Consider the following 14580-nt stretch of genomic DNA (forward strand, 5'->3'; position numbering starts at 1 on the left):
AACAGGGGATTCAGGCGGACGTGGCAGCAGACGTGGCCGCGGTCGCGGTGGAAGGCATGGGCGAGGGCATCGGCAGCCGGATGCGCGCGCGGGTGCCGCCGCCGGCCGGCCGCGAGAGGTCCAGCCGGGACAGCTCCAACCGCGCGCGGGGGCCGAAGGCGACGGCGAGCCGCTCCCGGACCTGCACGGTGCCGAAGCCGCCACCGGGCGTGGCGGGGGCCGCCGCGTCGTAACCGGCGCCGTCGTCGTCGACGTCCAGCCACAACTCGCCGTCCACGGCCGACGCCCGCACCCGCAGCGTGCCGCCGCCCACGTGGGGTTCGAGGCCGTGCTTGATCGCGTTCTCGACCAGCGGCTGCATCAGCAGCGGCGGCACGGGCACGTCGCGCAGCGCCTCGGGCAGCTCGAACTCGGCACGCAGCCGCGCACCCATGCGGACCTGCATCAGCGCGAGGTAATCCTCCAGCCGGCCGAACTCGTCCTGGAGCGGATGGCGCTCGACGCGCGAGGCCGACAGCGTCGCCCGCAGGAAGGCGATCAGGTGGTCCAGCATCGCCTGGGCGCGGTCGGCGTCCATCCCGATCAGCACGCGCAGGTTGGCCAGCGTGTTGAACAGCATGTGGGGTTCGAGTTGCGACTCGAGCAGCCGCAGCTGGGTCTCGGCGGCCTGGCGGCGCAGCGTCTCGGCGTGGGCCTCGGCGGCGGCGATGCGGTGGCGGTAGAGGAAGAACAGCGTGGCGCCGAAACCCGGGATCAGCGCGATCACCATGACGCTGAGCACGCGGCGCAGGGGGCTCGACAGCAGGCTGCGCTCCTGCAGGCCGGTGACGAAGTTGGCCGCCTCCACGCCCAGGCTGTAGCCGACGGCAGTGCCCAGCACCAGGCACACGAGCATCAGCGGCCAGCCCGGCCAGTCGAAGGGCTCGGCCGGGGCGCGGCCCAGGCGGTCGAGCACGCGCCAGCGGATCCAGCCCAGGCCGTAGCGCAGCAGGTTGATGGTGGCCGCGCAGAACAGCGAGATGAAGAAGCAGTAGACCAGCGTCGGACCGATCGGCTGGTGGAACACCGACACCAGCGCCAGCGACACGATCACCGTCAGCGACAGGACGATCAGCACGTGCCGCAGGATCCAGCGCAGCGGAGGCGAGAGGGGCAGGAGGCGCATGAGGGCGGAGTGTCGGTGATGGGGCGGGGCGGAATGGACCGGGGCGGGCGCGGAGCGGGCAGGAGAAACCCGGCCTGGCCTGGCCCCGTCAGGTCAGGCTCAGGCGGTCACCGCGTCCACGCCGCGGGGGCGGGCGGCCAGGATGTTGATGGCCCGGCCGAGGAAGGCGCCGCTGAACAGGCCGAAGGCGGCGCTGAAGGGGATCGCGTACTCGGCGTGGGCGGCGTAGTCCGGATGCAGGGCCAGGCTCAGGCCCGAGGCGAACTTCAGCGAGAAGATGCCCAGCATCAGGCCCAGCGGGATCCAGCTGCCGGGGACGATGAAGTGGCGGGTGGCGGGTTCGTAGCGAACCTGGCCGGGCCAGCGCAGCGCGCGCAGGGCGGCCACGCCCAGGCCGATGCCGGCCAGCCAGGCCAGGCCGGGGAGGCCGTCCAGGCCGAAGGCCTTGTCGACGCCCCAGGCGCTGAAGACCAGCCACAGCGCGGGCAGGATCACCAGGCGACGGGCGCGCATGGCGGTGTCGCGGCTCTGCTTGATGCCGGTGATGGCGATCACGAGCAGGATGATCCAGACGTACTTGGGGATGTGGGTCAGGATCTCGATCGGGGCGGGGTGCATGGCGGGCTCCGGGGCGGGTCGTTGTCGATGGGGTCGACTGTTCCGGAACCGGCCTGCGGCGCCCAGCGCGCCGCGACGAACTGTCAGGACACGGCGCGAAGCGCCGCCGGGCGTCGCGACCGGGCCCTCGGAGCGGGACGTTCAGCGCCTGCGCTTGGTCGACGACCCGCCGAGCAGGCTGCCGAGCACCCCGCGCACGATCTCCCGGCCGACCGACGATCCGATCGAGCGCAGCGCCGACTTCGCCGCCGTCTCCGCCAGCCCCTCATGCCGTCCGCCGCGCGGACCGGTGCTGCCGAACAACACGTCCTTGAGCCCGCCCAACAGCCCGCCGCCATCGTCCGCGGCCGGCGCCTGGGTCGGCACCGTTCCCCGGCCCGACGCGGGCGCACCGGCCTGCGTAGGCGTCGGCGCCGCATCGGCCGATGCCGCGGCCCGGCCAGTCAGCTTCTCATAGGCCGATTCCCGGTCGACCTGCTTCTCATACACCCCCGCCACCAGCGATCCGCTCAGCAGCGCCTTGCGCTGCTCCGGCGTGATCGGGCCGATCTGGCTGCCCGGGGGCAGCACGAACACCCGTTCGGTGATGCACGGCCGGCCCTTCTCGTCGAGCAGGCTCACCAGCGCCTCGCCCACGCCCAGCTCGGTGATCGCGGCGGCGATGTCCAGCCCGGGCTTGGGCCGCATCGTGTCCGCCGCCGCCTTGACCGCCTTCTGGTCGCGCGGCGTGAACGCCCGCAGCGCGTGCTGCACCCGGTTGCCAAGCTGCCCCAGCACCGTGTCCGGAATGTCCAGCGGGTTCTGCGTCACGAAATACACGCCCACGCCCTTGGACCGCACCAGCCGCACGACGAGCTCGATGCGCTCGACCAGCGCCGCCGGGGCGTCCTTGAACAGCAGATGGGCCTCGTCGAAGAAGAACACCAGCTTGGGCTTGTCCAGGTCGCCGACCTCGGGCAGCGTCTCGAACAGCTCCGACAGCATCCACAGCAGGAAGGTCGCGTATAGCCGCGGCGCGGCCATCAGCTTGTCCGCGGCCAGGATGTTGATCACGCCCAGCCCGTCCGAGGTCTGCATGAAGTCGTGGATGTCGAGCATCGGCTCGCCGAAGAACCTGTCCCCGCCCTGCGCCTCGATCTGCAGCAGCCCGCGCTGGATCGCGCCGACGCTGGCCGCCGACACGTTGCCGTACTCGGTCGTGAACTGGCTGGCGTTGTCACCCACGTGCTGCAGCATCGCGCGCAGGTCCTTCAGGTCCAGCAACGCCAGGCCGTGGTCGTCGGCGATCTTGTAGACCATCTGCAACACGCCGGCCTGGGTCTCGTTGAGCCCCAGCATCCGCGAGAACAGCAGCGGACCGAGGTCGGAGACCGTGGCGCGCACCGGATGGCCCTGCTCGCCGAACACGTCCCACAGCGTCGTGGGGCAGGCCAGCGCCTCGGGCGCGTCGATGCCGCGTTCCTTGAGCACCGCCAGCAGCTTGGCCGACGGTGCGCCCGCCTGCGAGATCCCGGTCAGGTCGCCCTTGACGTCCGCCATGAAGACCGGGACGCCCATCCGGCTGAACGATTCGGCCAATTTCTGCAGACTGATGGTCTTGCCGGTACCGGTGGCGCCCGTGATCAGACCGTGGCGATTGGCCAGCGCGGGCAGCAGCTGGCACTCGGTGTCGCCGTGGCGGGCCAGCAGGATCGGGTCGGCCATGCGGAATCTCCAGAGGCAAAAAGCTAAAATCGCAGTCTAACGAAGCATCAACAGCGCCGGCCCGGACTTTTTCCGGGCCGTCGTTCATAGGAGAACGAGGACATGGCAGGGCATTCCAAATGGGCCAACATCCAGCACCGCAAGGGCCGCCAGGACGAGAAGCGCGGCAAGGTCTGGACCCGTCTGACGCGTGAAATCATCGTGTCGGCCCGCGCCGGCGGCGCCGACGTGGCCATGAACCCGCGCCTGCGCCTGGCCATCGAGAAGGCCAAGGCGGCCAACATGCCGGCCGACAACATCAAGCGCAACGTCGACAAAGCCACCGGCAACCTCGACGGCGTGACCTACGAGGAAATCCGCTACGAGGGCTACGGCATCGGCGGCGCGGCCATCATCGTGGACTGCATGACCGACAACCGCGTGCGCACCGTCGCCGAGGTCCGTCACGCGTTCAGCAAGTACGGCGGCAACCTGGGCACCGAGGGCTCGGTCGCCTTCCAGTTCAAGCATTGCGGCCAGTTGGTCTTCGCCCCGGGCACCTCCGAGGACAAGGTCATGGAAGTGGCGCTGGAAGCCGGCGCCGAGGACGTGGTCACCGACGCCGACGGTGCCATCGAGGTGCTGACCGCGCCGTCCGACTTCGAGGCGGTGAAGAACGCGCTCGAAGCCGCCGGCCTGAAGGCCGAGATCGCCGAGGTCACGATGCGTGCCGAGAACACCATCGACCTCGCGGGCGACGACGCCGCGCGCATGCAGAAGCTGCTCGACGTCATCGAGGACCTGGACGACGTCCAGGAGGTCTATCACAACGCGAGCCTGTCCGAATGAAGGTCCTGGTCCTTGGCAATGGCGGCCGTGAACACGCGCTGGCCTGGCGTCTGGCGCAGGGCGAGCGCGTCACGCAGGTCTTCGTGGCCCCCGGCAACGGCGGCACCGCGCGCGATCCGCTGCTGAAGAACGTCCCGATCACCGATGTGAAGGCGCTGGCCGACTTCGCCGTCGAGCAGAAGATCGCGCTGACCGTGGTCGGCCCCGAGGCCTTCCTGGCCGCCGGCGTCGTCGACGAGTTCCGCGCCCGCGGCCTGCGCATCTTCGGCCCGACCAAGGCCGCCGCGCAGCTCGAGAGCTCCAAGGCCTTCGCCAAGGAGTTCATGAAGCGCCACGGCATCCCGACCGCCGCCTACGAGACCTTCAGCGACGCGACGCTGGCGCATGCCTACGTCGACGCGCAGGGCGCACCGATCGTGATCAAGGCCGACGGCCTGGCCGCGGGCAAGGGCGTCGTCGTGGCGATGACGCTCACCGAGGCGCATGAGGCGATCGACTGGATCCTGGCGGACAACAAGCTCGGCGTCGTGCACAACGAGGGCGGCGCCCGCGTCGTCATCGAGCAGTTCCTCGAAGGCGAGGAAGCCAGCTTCATCGTGCTGTGCGACGGCAAGAACGTCCTGCCGCTGGCCACCAGTCAGGACCACAAGCGCCTGCAGGACGGCGACCAGGGCCCCAACACGGGCGGCATGGGGGCGTACTCGCCCGCGCCGGTCGTGACGCCCAATGTCCACGCCAAGGCGATGCACGAGATCATCATGCCGACGATCCAGGGCATGGCTCGCGACGGCGCGCCGTTCACCGGCTTCCTGTACGCCGGGCTGATGATCGACGCGCAGGGACAGCCGCGCACGGTCGAGTTCAACACCCGCATGGGCGACCCCGAGACGCAGCCGATCATGATGCGTCTGAAGAGCGACCTGTTCGAGGTGCTGATGCATGCGACCGACGGCACGCTGGACCAGGTCGAGCTGCAGTGGGACCGCCGCGCCGCGCTGGGCGTCGTGATGGCCGCGAGCGGCTATCCGCTGTCGCCGCGCAAGGGTGACGCGATCACCGGCCTGCCCGAGGATCGCGAGGACGCGATGGTCTTCCACGCCGGCACGACGATGCGCGAGGACGGCCAGCTGGTGACCAGCGGCGGCCGCGTGCTGTGCGTGACCGCGCTGGGCGAGGCCGTGCGTCACGCCCAGCAGCTCGCCTACACGACGGCGCAGTCGATCCAGTTCGACGGCAAGCAGTACCGCCAGGACATCGGCTACCGCGCGATCAAGCGCTGACCACACGTGGCCCCACCCGTTCCCCGCCGCTGGACCGGCCCGCTGACGCCGATGCCGGCCGGCAGCGCGTTGGCGCGCGGCATCCTGCGGCTCTTCGGCTGGCGCGTCGTGTGCCACGGCCTGCCCGCGCGGCAGGGCGTGGTCATGGTGTACCCGCACACGTCCAACTGGGACTTCCCGGTGGGCGTGCTGACGAAGTGGACGCTGGGGTTCGAGCTCAAGTTCTGGGCCAAGGACAGCCTGTTCCGGCTGCCGGTCATCGGCCACTGGATGCGCGCCATCGGCGGTGTCGCGATCAACCGGCGCTCGGCCAACGGCATGGTCGGCGACACGGTGCGCCAGATGCGCGAGGCCAAAGCCGCCGGCCGCTCGTTCTGGCTGATCGTCGCGCCCGAGGGCACGCGCGGCTATGTGGACCACTGGAAGTCCGGCGCGTATCACGTGGCCGTGCAGGCCGAGGTGCCGGTCGGCCTGGCGTCCTTCGACTTCGCCACGAAGCAGGTGCTGTTCACCGACTTCGTCGAGGTCAGCGGCGACGCCGAGCAGGACTTCGCGCTCTTCGCGCAGGTGCTGCAGGGGCGCCAGGGCAAACGCCCGGAGCAGGCCGGGCTGATCCGGCTGCGCCCCGAGGCACCCGGGAACAACGAGCCCGTGAACAACGAATCAGGCAAGGACGGAGATCCCCGATGAACACGCAGTTGGTGCGCGACTACCTGCTCGGTCTGCAGCAGCGGATCGTGACGACGCTGGAACGGCTCGATGGCCAGGAGTTCCTCGTCGACGCGTGGCAGCGCGAACCCGGCGGCCGCCTCGAGGGCGACGGCCTGGTGCGGCTGATCGAGAACGGCGCCGTGTTCGAACGCGGCGGCGTGAACTTCTCGCATGTGCGGGGCCGGGTGTTGCCGCCGTCCGCGACGGCGCATCGGCCGGAACTCGCCGGCGCGCCGTTCGAGGCGATGGGCGTGTCGCTGGTCCTGCACCCGCACAACCCGTTCGTGCCGACGGTCCACATGAACGTGCGCATGTTCGCCGCGCTGCCCGCCGATCGCGAGCCCGTCGTGTGGTTCGGCGGCGGCATGGACCTGACGCCGTATTACGGCTTCGAGCGAGACGCGCAGCATTTCCACCGGACCTGCCGCGCCGCGCTGGAGCCGCATGGCGCCGCGCTCTATCCGCGCTTCAAGCAATGGTGCGACGAGTATTTCCAGCTCAAGCACCGCAATGAGCCGCGCGGCGTGGGCGGCATCTTCTTCGACGACTACGCCGAGGGCGGCTTCGATCAGGCCTTCGGCATGCTCCAATCCGTCGGCGACGCGTTCCTGCCGGCCTATGAGCCCATCGTCGAGCGCCGCCACGGCCTGGCCTACGGTGAGCGCGAACGCGACTTCCAGGCCTATCGCCGCGGACGCTACGTCGAGTTCAACCTGGTCTTCGACCGCGGCACGCTGTTCGGGCTGCAGTCGGGCGGGCGCACCGAGTCGATCCTGATGTCCATGCCGCCGGTGGCGCGCTGGCGTTATGACTGGCATCCGGAAGAGGGTTCGCCCGAGGCGCGGCTGTACAGCGACTTCCTGCGCCCGCGCGACTGGGCCGACGAGGTGCCGACGCACCTCTGGTTCTGAGGACGGCGCGTGGCTCAGGTGGGATGGTTCGGCGGGTCCTTCGACCCGGTGCATCGCGCGCATGTCGCGCTGGCCTGCGCCGCGCTCGACCAGCTCGCGCTGGACGAGGTGCGCTGGGTCGTGGCCGGGCAGCCGTGGCAGAAGTCGGGACGCCGGATGGCCAGCGCCGAGGACCGCGTCGCGATGGTCCGCCTCGCCATCGAGGACGAGGGCGGACGCGCGCCGGGATCGGCGCGCTTCGTGCTCGATGACCGCGAGATCAGGCGCGCGGGGCCGAGCTTCACGCTCGACTCGGTGCGCGAGTATCAGCAGGAACGCCCGGGCGACACGCTCTGGCTGATCCTGGGACAGGACCAGCTGGCCGGCTTCACGAGCTGGCACGGCTGGGAGGAACTGGTCGAGCGCGTGGGGTTGGCCGTGGCCGCCCGCGCGCGGGACGAGGTAAGGGCGCCGGCGGCGCTGCTGGAACGGCCGCATCGGCTGATCCGGCTCGCGATGCCGGCGCTGACATGGTCATCCACCGAGGCGCGCCAGCGGGCGGCCGAGGGCGCTGACGTCGGGCCCGTGGTGGGCGACAAGGTGGCGGGGTATATTGCCCGGCACCGTCTCTACAGTGAGAGCTGAATGGACATCAAGAAACTGGAACGTGCCATCGTCGATGGTCTGGAGGATGTGAAGGCCCAGGACATCCTGGTCTTCGACACCGAGCGGCTGTCGCCGCTGTTCGAGCGCGTGATCATCGCGTCGGGCACGAGCAACCGGCAGACCAAGGCGCTGGCGTCCAGCGTGCGGGAGACGGTCAAGAAGCGCGGCATGCAGGTCATGCGCACCGAGGGCGAGGACAACGGCGAGTGGATCATCGTGGACTGCGGCGCGGCCGTCGTGCACCTGATGCAGCCCGCGATCCGCCAGTACTACCACCTGGAAGAGATCTGGGGCGGCAAGCCGGTCAAGCTCAAGCTGGGCAGCAGCGGCACGAAGCTGGTGAAGGCCTCGGAGCCGATGGACGACGAGGACGAGGACGCGCCGAAGGCGAAGAAGTCCGCGGCGAAGAAGTCGACCAAGGCCAAGACGAAGACCGCGGACGGCGAGACCGTCGGCGCCGCGTCGAAGAAGGCGCCCACGCGCGCCACGGGCACGAAGTCCGCCGCGAGCAAGACGACCAAGGCCGCTGCGACCAAGACGACGAAGACCGCGGCCGCCAAGGCCCCCGCCAAGAAGACGACCGCCGCGGCCAAGCCGGCTGCCAAGACCGCGCGCAAGCCGGCGGCCAAGAAGGACGTCGTCGAGACGGTGAAGGTCGGCACCAAGAAGCCGGCGGTGAAGAAGGTGTCGCCGAAGGTGGCGGCCGCGGCCAAGCCCGCAGCCAAGCCTGCTGCCAAGAAGGCCGCCGCCAAGCCCGCGGCCAAGAAGACCACGGTGAAGACCGGCACCAAGTCCAAGGCCAAGGCCTGACCCCGTGCGGCTGGTGTTGTGCGCGGTCGGCCAGAAGATGCCGGCCTGGGCCGATGAGGCCTATGAGGATTTCGCCAAGCGCTTCCCGCCCGAGATGCGGCTGGAGCTCAAGGCGGTGAAGGCCGAGCCGCGCACCACCGGCAAGTCCACCGAGCAACTGATGGCCGCCGAGGCCCAGCGCCTGGACGCCGCCTGCCCCAAGGGCGCGCGGCGCGTGGTGCTGGACGAGCGCGGCGAGCGCGTCACGTCCAAGCAGCTCGCGACGCGGCTGGAGGCCTGGCGCGGCGACGGCCGCGACGTGGCGATCTTCATCGGCGGGCCCGACGGCCTGGACGAGAGCATCAAGTCGCGTGCCGACGAGAAGCTGCGGCTGTCCGACCTGACGCTGCCGCATGCGTTCGTGCGCGTGCTGCTGGCCGAAGGGCTGTATCGCGCGTGGTCCGTCATGGAAGGCCATCCGTACCACCGCGAGTGAGCCATGAGCGCCTTGCCTGATTTCATCTATCTCGCCTCGCAGAGTCCGCGCCGTCGTCAGCTGCTCGAGCAGATCGGCATCCGCCACGAACTGCTGCTGCCCGATGCCGAGGAGGACGCCGAGGCGCTCGAGGTGCTCATCGACGGCGAATCGCCCGACGACTACGTGGCCCGTGTCACCGGCGCGAAGCTGTCGGCGGCGCTGGCGCGGCGCGTTCGACGCGGACTGCCGGACGCACCGGTGCTGTGCTCGGACACGACCGTCGCGCTGGGGGATCGCATCCTCGGCAAACCGGATGACGCCGGGCACGCCGAGGCGATGCTCGCCAGCCTGTCGGGACGCGAGCACCGCGTGCTGACCGCGGTGGCACTGGGGCTGCCGGACGGCCGCGTGCTGAGCGCGGTGAACGTGTCGCAGGTGCGCTTCGCCGAGATCGGCACGGAGCGGCTGCGCGCTTACGTGGCTTCGGGGGAGCCGATGGGCAAGGCCGGCGCCTATGCGATACAAAGTCAGGCCGCCGCCTGGATCGCGCACATCGCCGGCAGTTATTCGGGCATCATGGGCCTGCCGTTGTTCGAAACGGCCCAGTTGTTGCGCGAGGCGGGATTCGCCGTCTGATCGCAGGCAGGCCGATCTGGTCTGCCTCAAAAGGCGACTCGAGCGTTGCCGCCAGCCCCAAGGCTGACGAGAGCGCTGGAGCAAAAGAACATGGAAGACATCCTGATCAACTGGACCCCGCAGGAAACGCGGGTGGCCGTGGTCGAGAACGGAGCCGTGCAGGAACTGCACATCGAGCGCACGCTGGAACGCGGCCTCGTCGGCAACGTGTATCTCGGCAAGGTGGCGCGGGTGCTGCCCGGCATGCAGTCCGCCTTCATCGACATCGGCCTGGAGCGCGCGGCGTTCCTGCACGTGGCCGACCTGCACCTGCATGGCGTCAATCCGCGCGGTCATCATGGCGAGAACAGCCAGCCGATTCCGATCGAGCGCCAGGTCTATGAAGGCCAGGCGCTGACCGTCCAGGTCATCAAGGACCCGATCGGGACCAAGGGCGCCCGGCTGTCGACGCAGATCTCGATCGCGGGCCGGCTGCTGGTGCACCTGCCGCAGGACAACCACATCGGCATCTCGCAGAAGATCGGCTCGCCCGAGGCCCGCGACGCGCTGCGCGCGCGCATGCAGTCGCTGGTGGCGGTTGGCGCGCCGGACAACAACACCGGCGGCTTCATCCTGCGCACCAATGCCGAGGAAGCCAGCGACGAAGAGCTCGGCGCCGACATCGCCTACCTGCGCAAGACCTGGGCCTCGATCCGCGAGAAGTCCTTGCGGATGCCGCCGGGCAGCCTGCTGTTCCAGGACCTGAGCCTGGTCGAGCGCGTGCTGCGCGACCTCGCGAGCGAACGGACCAATTCCATCCGCATCGACGCGACGCTGCAGTACGACGTGGTGCGCCAGTTCGGCGAGACCTACATGCCGTCCGCCACCGCCAAGCTCGAGCTGTACCGCGGCGAACGCCCGATCTTCGACCTGCACAACATCGACGCCGAGATCGCGCGGGCGCTCGCGCGGCGGGTCGATCTGAAGTCCGGCGGCTACCTGATCATCGACCAGACCGAGGCGATGACCACGATCGACGTGAACACCGGCGGTTTCGTCGGCGCGCGCAACTTCGACGACACGATCTTCAAGACCAACCTGGAGGCGGCCGGCGCCATCGCGCGTCAGCTCCGGCTGCGCAACCTGGGCGGGATCATCATCGTCGACTTCATCGACATGACCCGCGAGGAGCACAAGACGTCGGTGCTGCAGGAATTCCGCAAGCAGCTCAACCGCGATCGGACCAAGGTCACGATCGGGGGCTTCACGCAGCTGGGCCTGGTGGAGCTGACCCGCAAGCGCACGCGCGAGTCGCTGGCCCGCATGCTCTGCGAGCCGTGCCCGACCTGCGATGCGCGAGGTCAGGTCAAGACCGCGCGGAGCATCTGCTACGAGATCCTCCGCGAGATCCTGCGCGAGTCACGGCAGTTCAATCCCAAGGAGTTCCGCGTCGTCGCCGCGGCGAATGTCGTGGAGATGCTGCTGGATGAGGAAAGCCAGCATCTGGCCGGCCTGTCGGACTTCATCGGCAAGCCGATCTCGCTGACCGCCGAGCCGACCAACCAGACCGAGCATTACGACATCGTCCTGATGTAGGCCGGCTCCCAGCCGGGGCCGGAGCCGGAGATCAGCGCCTCGGCGCGCGCGGACGACAGCGGCCAGGGCACGGTCGTCAGGCCTTCCTCGACTCCCAGCGCCGCCAGCGCGGCCGCCTGATGCGGCGGCATCGCCGGGGCGTGGTCGTGGATCAGGCCGGCCGCGGCCACCACGGCGGCCATCGCGGCCTCGCGCATGCCCATCGGCGAGCGCTCCAGGTAGGCCAGCGCCGACTCCGTCAGCCGCTCGTGGATCTCGACGAAGGCCAGGCGCGACAGCGACGCGGTCGCGCAGCGGGCATCCAGCGTGTCGCGCGGCGTCGGATGGCCGAGCTGGTGCAGGGAGATCAGCAGCAGCTCGATGAGCCGCTCGCCTTGCAGACGAGCTTCGTCCGACGGCACCCGCATCCCGGGCGCGAGCCCCGCGCAATCGACCCGCAGACCGCGGAACATCAGCAGTCCGGCGAGTCGCGCCGCGCCCAGGATCTGCGTCTGCGCATGGGCCACGCCGTCGTCCACCACGATCTGCGCGCGCACCAGCCGGTGGAAATGCGCCGAGGCGGCGATCAGGTGCTTGAACGCGATCGTGGTCATCGCGCGTCCTGGATCGCAGGGGAGGGGGCGGCCGGGGTGGCGGGGATTCGCTCCCAGAGTTCCGTGCCCGATTGCGCCAGGGCCAGCCGCACGCGGGGATCCGCGAGCACCGCCTGCCAGTCGCGGCGCAGAGCTTGCCCCAAGGGCGCTGGCAGACGCGCCGGGGCGAGCAGGACATTCCAGTCGGCGATGTCGCGCCGGTCGAGCGCGTCGAAGTCCTCATGACCCGGCGGGGTCTCCAGCGCCGGGAGGGATCCCGCCGCTCGCGCTGACAGCGCGCGCAAGGCCTCGGCGGGCAGCGGCGCGGGCGACAGCGGCGTGAGCCGTTGCGCGAACTGGCCGGCCGGCCACAGGGAGACGAAGGGCATCTGGCCGACACGCGCGAGCACGGTGAACTCCGAGGCGGCCGCCGTCTTCGGCGAGAAGAGGTCATCGGACAGACGCGGTGGTCGCTCCAGCAACGAACTGGTGGTCAGCAGCACGGTGTGACCGTCGGGTTCGGCCGAGGCGACCCGTCGCGCGGCGGCGTATCCCTGGCGCTCCGGGCGGCGCTCGAGGACGACGGGCTCGCCGGTCCGGTCGGTCCAGGCCGACGCGATCGCGCGGGCGACCGCGTCGGGGCCGCTGCCGTCGCCGAAGGGAAGGACCAGGGTCAGGGCTTGACGCTCGGAGGCCGGGGCGGAGGCTGAGGCTGAGGCTGAGGCTGAGGCTGAGGCTGAGGCCTGCGGGGAGGATGCGGCGGGGGAGGGAGAGGGGTCGGGAGAAAGGGCGGGCGTTGCGCCCATCGCGGCCTTGAAGAGGGCCGCGCACCCCAGCCAGATGAGCGCGATCAGCCAGGGCCGCAGCGCGGCGCTGATCCGCCATCGGGCGAACAGCTCCCGCCGGCAGGCGGGGCCGCCGAGCAGCGCGCGTGCCAGGCGGACGTGGAAGGGGCGGTTGGCCGAAGGGGCGGGATCGGGCGGGAAGGGCTGGCGCATGTCGTCCTCGGAGCGCGCCGTCGTGTCCGGGCGGTGGCCGGCCGTGGCGCGCGAAAGGATCGATTCTGAAAATCGGGCCCCGAACCCACCATGGCCTTCATCTGGGTATCCAGGCGGTGCGACTACTCAAACAAGTGGTCGACCGCCTCATCCGTGAGGGTGGAACGCCGCTTGCTGAAGGCTTGCCGTTTGTAACTCGCGTCCTTCCCGCCTCGAAACGCCTTCATTGGCGTCGGGCACAATCAGGGCTCCATTCGCCCCGCAAGCCGATGAGCAACAAGACGACCGCCACCCCTTCCGCTCTTCTTTCCTCGAGCGCCGGCGCATTGACGCGCCGCGGACTGCTCGGCGGCCTGGCCGCCGGTGTCGCGCTGCCCTCGTGGGCGCAGTTCCGGGTCGAGATCTCCGGCGTGGGCGCCACCCGCGTGCCCATCGCCATCAGCGATTTCAACAACGAGGCCGCCACCGGCCAGCCGCTGGCGGCCATCATCCGCGCCGATCTGGAGCGCAGCGGCCGCTTCAGCCTCGTGCCCGGCCAGGCCGGCATGACCGAGACCTCGCAGCCGCAGTTCTCCGACTGGCGCTCGCGCGCCGCCGACGCGCTGGCCGCCGGCTCCGCCACGCGCCTGGCCGACGGCCGCTTCGACGTGCGCTACCGCCTGTGGGACGTGATCAAGGGCTCGGACCTGGGCAGCGAGAGCGTGCCGGTGGTCGCCGCCGACCTGCGCCTGGCCGCGCACAAGATCGCCGACACGATCTACCAGAAGCTCACCGGCGAGCGCGGCGTCTTCGCCACGCGCCTGGTCTACGTGAACAAGGCCGGTCCGCGCTACTCGCTGCGCGTCGCCGACGCGGACGGCGAGGGCGAGCAGACCGTGCTCAACAGCCCCGAGGCCATCATCTCGCCGGCCTGGTCGCCGGACGGCAACGAGGTCGCCTACGTCAGCTTCGAATCGCGCAAGGCGGTCGTCTGGATCCAGGACCTGCGCAGCGGCAAGCGCCGCAAGGTGGCGGACTTCCGCGGCACCAACAGCGCCCCGTCGTTCTCGCCCAACGGGCAGCAACTCGTGGTGACGCTGTCGCGCGAGGGCGGCTCGCAGCTGTACCTGATCAACAAGGACGGCTCGGGCGCCAAGCGCCTGACGCAGACCTCCGCCATCGACACCGAGGCGACCTTCTCGCCCGACGGCGCGCAGATCTACTTCGTCAGCGACCGGGGCGGCGCGCCGCAGATCTATCGCATGCCCGCCGGCGGCGGCAGCGCCGATCGCGTGACCTTCAGCGGCAACTACAACATCAGCCCGTCGATCAGTCCCGACGGCCGCACGATGGCCTACGTGACCCGCGTCGGCGGCGGCACCTTCAAGCTGTGCGTGATGGACCTCGGCAGCCAGCAGGTCCAGCAGATCACCGACACCACCGAGGACGAAAGCCCGAGCTTCGCGCCCAACGGCAAGCTGATCGTCTACGCGACACGCGCCGGCGGCCGCGACGTGCTGATGACCACGACGCTGGACGGCAAGGTCAAGGCCAAGCTGGCCACGCCGGGCGTCTCCGACATCCGCGAGCCGGCCTGGGGCCCGTACGGCAACTGAGCCCCGCTTGATTTCCTTCGATAAAACCGAGGATCTCCCAACGTCAGGCACACGGATTGCCTACGTTGGCGTCGC

The 14580-nt window shown here is 70.1% G+C and carries 15 protein-coding genes; 10 read left to right on the forward strand and 5 right to left on the reverse strand.

Features of this window, described 5'->3' with window-relative positions:
- Positions 1–10: 10 nt before the first annotated feature.
- The 3 genes from ACNI65_RS05165 to ACNI65_RS05175 form a co-directional block, all read right to left on the reverse strand.
- Positions 11–1165 carry a sensor histidine kinase gene (locus ACNI65_RS05165; protein WP_416761581.1) on the reverse strand — a complete coding sequence of 385 codons (1155 nt, stop codon included), beginning with the start codon at positions 1163–1165 and terminating at the stop codon, positions 11–13.
- A gap of 99 nt (positions 1166–1264) precedes the next feature.
- The gene (locus tag ACNI65_RS05170; protein ID WP_416761582.1) at positions 1265–1783 is read right to left on the reverse strand and encodes a DUF6622 family protein; all 519 of its coding nucleotides are present in this window, start codon (positions 1781–1783) and stop codon (positions 1265–1267) included.
- Between the two features lie 141 nt (positions 1784–1924).
- Positions 1925–3487, reverse strand: coding sequence for a helicase HerA-like domain-containing protein (locus tag ACNI65_RS05175; protein WP_416761583.1), 1563 nt, complete (start codon positions 3485–3487; stop codon positions 1925–1927).
- Positions 3488–3589: 102 nt separating this feature from the next.
- On the opposite strand from ACNI65_RS05175, the gene ACNI65_RS05180 reads away from it, so the two are divergent.
- The 9 genes from ACNI65_RS05180 (at position 3590) to rng (ending at position 11340) form a co-directional block, all read left to right on the forward strand.
- Positions 3590–4315: a YebC/PmpR family DNA-binding transcriptional regulator gene (locus ACNI65_RS05180; RefSeq protein ID WP_416761584.1), complete on the forward strand. Its 726-nt coding sequence runs from the start codon at positions 3590–3592 to the stop codon at positions 4313–4315.
- The gene (purD, locus tag ACNI65_RS05185; RefSeq protein WP_416761585.1) at positions 4312–5595 is read left to right on the forward strand and encodes a phosphoribosylamine--glycine ligase; all 1284 of its coding nucleotides are present in this window, start codon (positions 4312–4314) and stop codon (positions 5593–5595) included. Before ACNI65_RS05180 ends, purD begins: the two co-directional genes overlap by 4 nt.
- Positions 5596–5601: 6 nt before the next feature.
- Positions 5602–6285 carry a 1-acyl-sn-glycerol-3-phosphate acyltransferase gene (locus tag ACNI65_RS05190; RefSeq protein WP_416761586.1) on the forward strand — a complete coding sequence of 228 codons (684 nt, stop codon included), beginning with the start codon at positions 5602–5604 and terminating at the stop codon, positions 6283–6285.
- Positions 6282–7217 (forward strand): oxygen-dependent coproporphyrinogen oxidase, encoded by a 936-nt coding sequence (gene hemF, locus ACNI65_RS05195; protein ID WP_416761588.1) that lies wholly within the window; start codon positions 6282–6284, stop codon positions 7215–7217. Before ACNI65_RS05190 ends, hemF begins: the two co-directional genes overlap by 4 nt.
- Positions 7218–7226: 9 nt before the next feature.
- Positions 7227–7841 (forward strand): nicotinate (nicotinamide) nucleotide adenylyltransferase, encoded by a 615-nt coding sequence (gene nadD / locus ACNI65_RS05200; RefSeq protein WP_416761589.1) that lies wholly within the window; start codon positions 7227–7229, stop codon positions 7839–7841.
- A complete protein-coding gene (gene rsfS / locus ACNI65_RS05205; protein ID WP_416761590.1) occupies positions 7842–8672 on the forward strand; it encodes a ribosome silencing factor in 831 nt (276 codons plus the stop codon).
- A gap of 4 nt (positions 8673–8676) precedes the next feature.
- A complete protein-coding gene (rlmH, locus tag ACNI65_RS05210) occupies positions 8677–9147 on the forward strand; it encodes a 23S rRNA (pseudouridine(1915)-N(3))-methyltransferase RlmH (protein WP_416761592.1) in 471 nt (156 codons plus the stop codon).
- Positions 9148–9159: 12 nt separating this feature from the next.
- Positions 9160–9765, forward strand: coding sequence for a Maf family protein (locus ACNI65_RS05215; RefSeq protein WP_416763576.1), 606 nt, complete (start codon positions 9160–9162; stop codon positions 9763–9765).
- Between the two features lie 90 nt (positions 9766–9855).
- Positions 9856–11340 (forward strand): ribonuclease G, encoded by a 1485-nt coding sequence (gene rng / locus ACNI65_RS05220; RefSeq protein ID WP_416761593.1) that lies wholly within the window; start codon positions 9856–9858, stop codon positions 11338–11340.
- Here rng and ACNI65_RS05225 read toward each other — a convergent pair.
- Both ACNI65_RS05225 and ACNI65_RS05230 read right to left on the reverse strand, forming a co-directional pair.
- On the reverse strand, positions 11319–11933 hold the full coding sequence (locus ACNI65_RS05225) for a hypothetical protein (protein ID WP_416761594.1): 615 nt from the start codon (positions 11931–11933) through the stop codon (positions 11319–11321). The genes rng and ACNI65_RS05225 overlap by 22 nt on opposite strands.
- The gene (locus tag ACNI65_RS05230) at positions 11930–12910 is read right to left on the reverse strand and encodes a hypothetical protein (RefSeq protein ID WP_416761595.1); all 981 of its coding nucleotides are present in this window, start codon (positions 12908–12910) and stop codon (positions 11930–11932) included. Before ACNI65_RS05230 ends, ACNI65_RS05225 begins: the two co-directional genes overlap by 4 nt.
- A gap of 269 nt (positions 12911–13179) precedes the next feature.
- Between ACNI65_RS05230 and tolB the strand changes: the two genes are divergently transcribed.
- The gene (gene tolB, locus ACNI65_RS05235; RefSeq protein WP_416761596.1) at positions 13180–14505 is read left to right on the forward strand and encodes a Tol-Pal system beta propeller repeat protein TolB; all 1326 of its coding nucleotides are present in this window, start codon (positions 13180–13182) and stop codon (positions 14503–14505) included.
- Positions 14506–14580: the final 75 nt, after the last annotated feature.

Origin of the sequence: Roseateles sp. So40a, assembly GCF_048081605.1 — a bacterium.
In the GTDB taxonomy this organism is placed as follows: domain Bacteria; phylum Pseudomonadota; class Gammaproteobacteria; order Burkholderiales; family Burkholderiaceae_C; genus Roseateles.

Bases quoted from the DNA above. Each gene is read 5' to 3' on its own strand.
- ACNI65_RS05165 (WP_416761581.1), bottom strand. From the start codon at position 1,165: ATGCGCCTCCTGCCCCTCTCGCCTCCGCTGCGCTGGATCCTGCGGCAC.
- ACNI65_RS05170 (WP_416761582.1), bottom strand. From the start codon at position 1,783: ATGCACCCCGCCCCGATCGAGATCCTGACCCACATCCCCAAGTACGTC.
- ACNI65_RS05175 (WP_416761583.1), bottom strand. From the start codon at position 3,487: ATGGCCGACCCGATCCTGCTGGCCCGCCACGGCGACACCGAGTGCCAG.
- ACNI65_RS05180 (WP_416761584.1), top strand. From the start codon at position 3,590: ATGGCAGGGCATTCCAAATGGGCCAACATCCAGCACCGCAAGGGCCGC.
- purD (WP_416761585.1), top strand. From the start codon at position 4,312: ATGAAGGTCCTGGTCCTTGGCAATGGCGGCCGTGAACACGCGCTGGCC.
- hemF (WP_416761588.1), top strand. From the start codon at position 6,282: ATGAACACGCAGTTGGTGCGCGACTACCTGCTCGGTCTGCAGCAGCGG.
- rsfS (WP_416761590.1), top strand. From the start codon at position 7,842: ATGGACATCAAGAAACTGGAACGTGCCATCGTCGATGGTCTGGAGGAT.
- rng (WP_416761593.1), top strand. From the start codon at position 9,856: ATGGAAGACATCCTGATCAACTGGACCCCGCAGGAAACGCGGGTGGCC.
- ACNI65_RS05225 (WP_416761594.1), bottom strand. From the start codon at position 11,933: ATGACCACGATCGCGTTCAAGCACCTGATCGCCGCCTCGGCGCATTTC.
- ACNI65_RS05230 (WP_416761595.1), bottom strand. From the start codon at position 12,910: ATGCGCCAGCCCTTCCCGCCCGATCCCGCCCCTTCGGCCAACCGCCCC.
- tolB (WP_416761596.1), top strand. From the start codon at position 13,180: ATGAGCAACAAGACGACCGCCACCCCTTCCGCTCTTCTTTCCTCGAGC.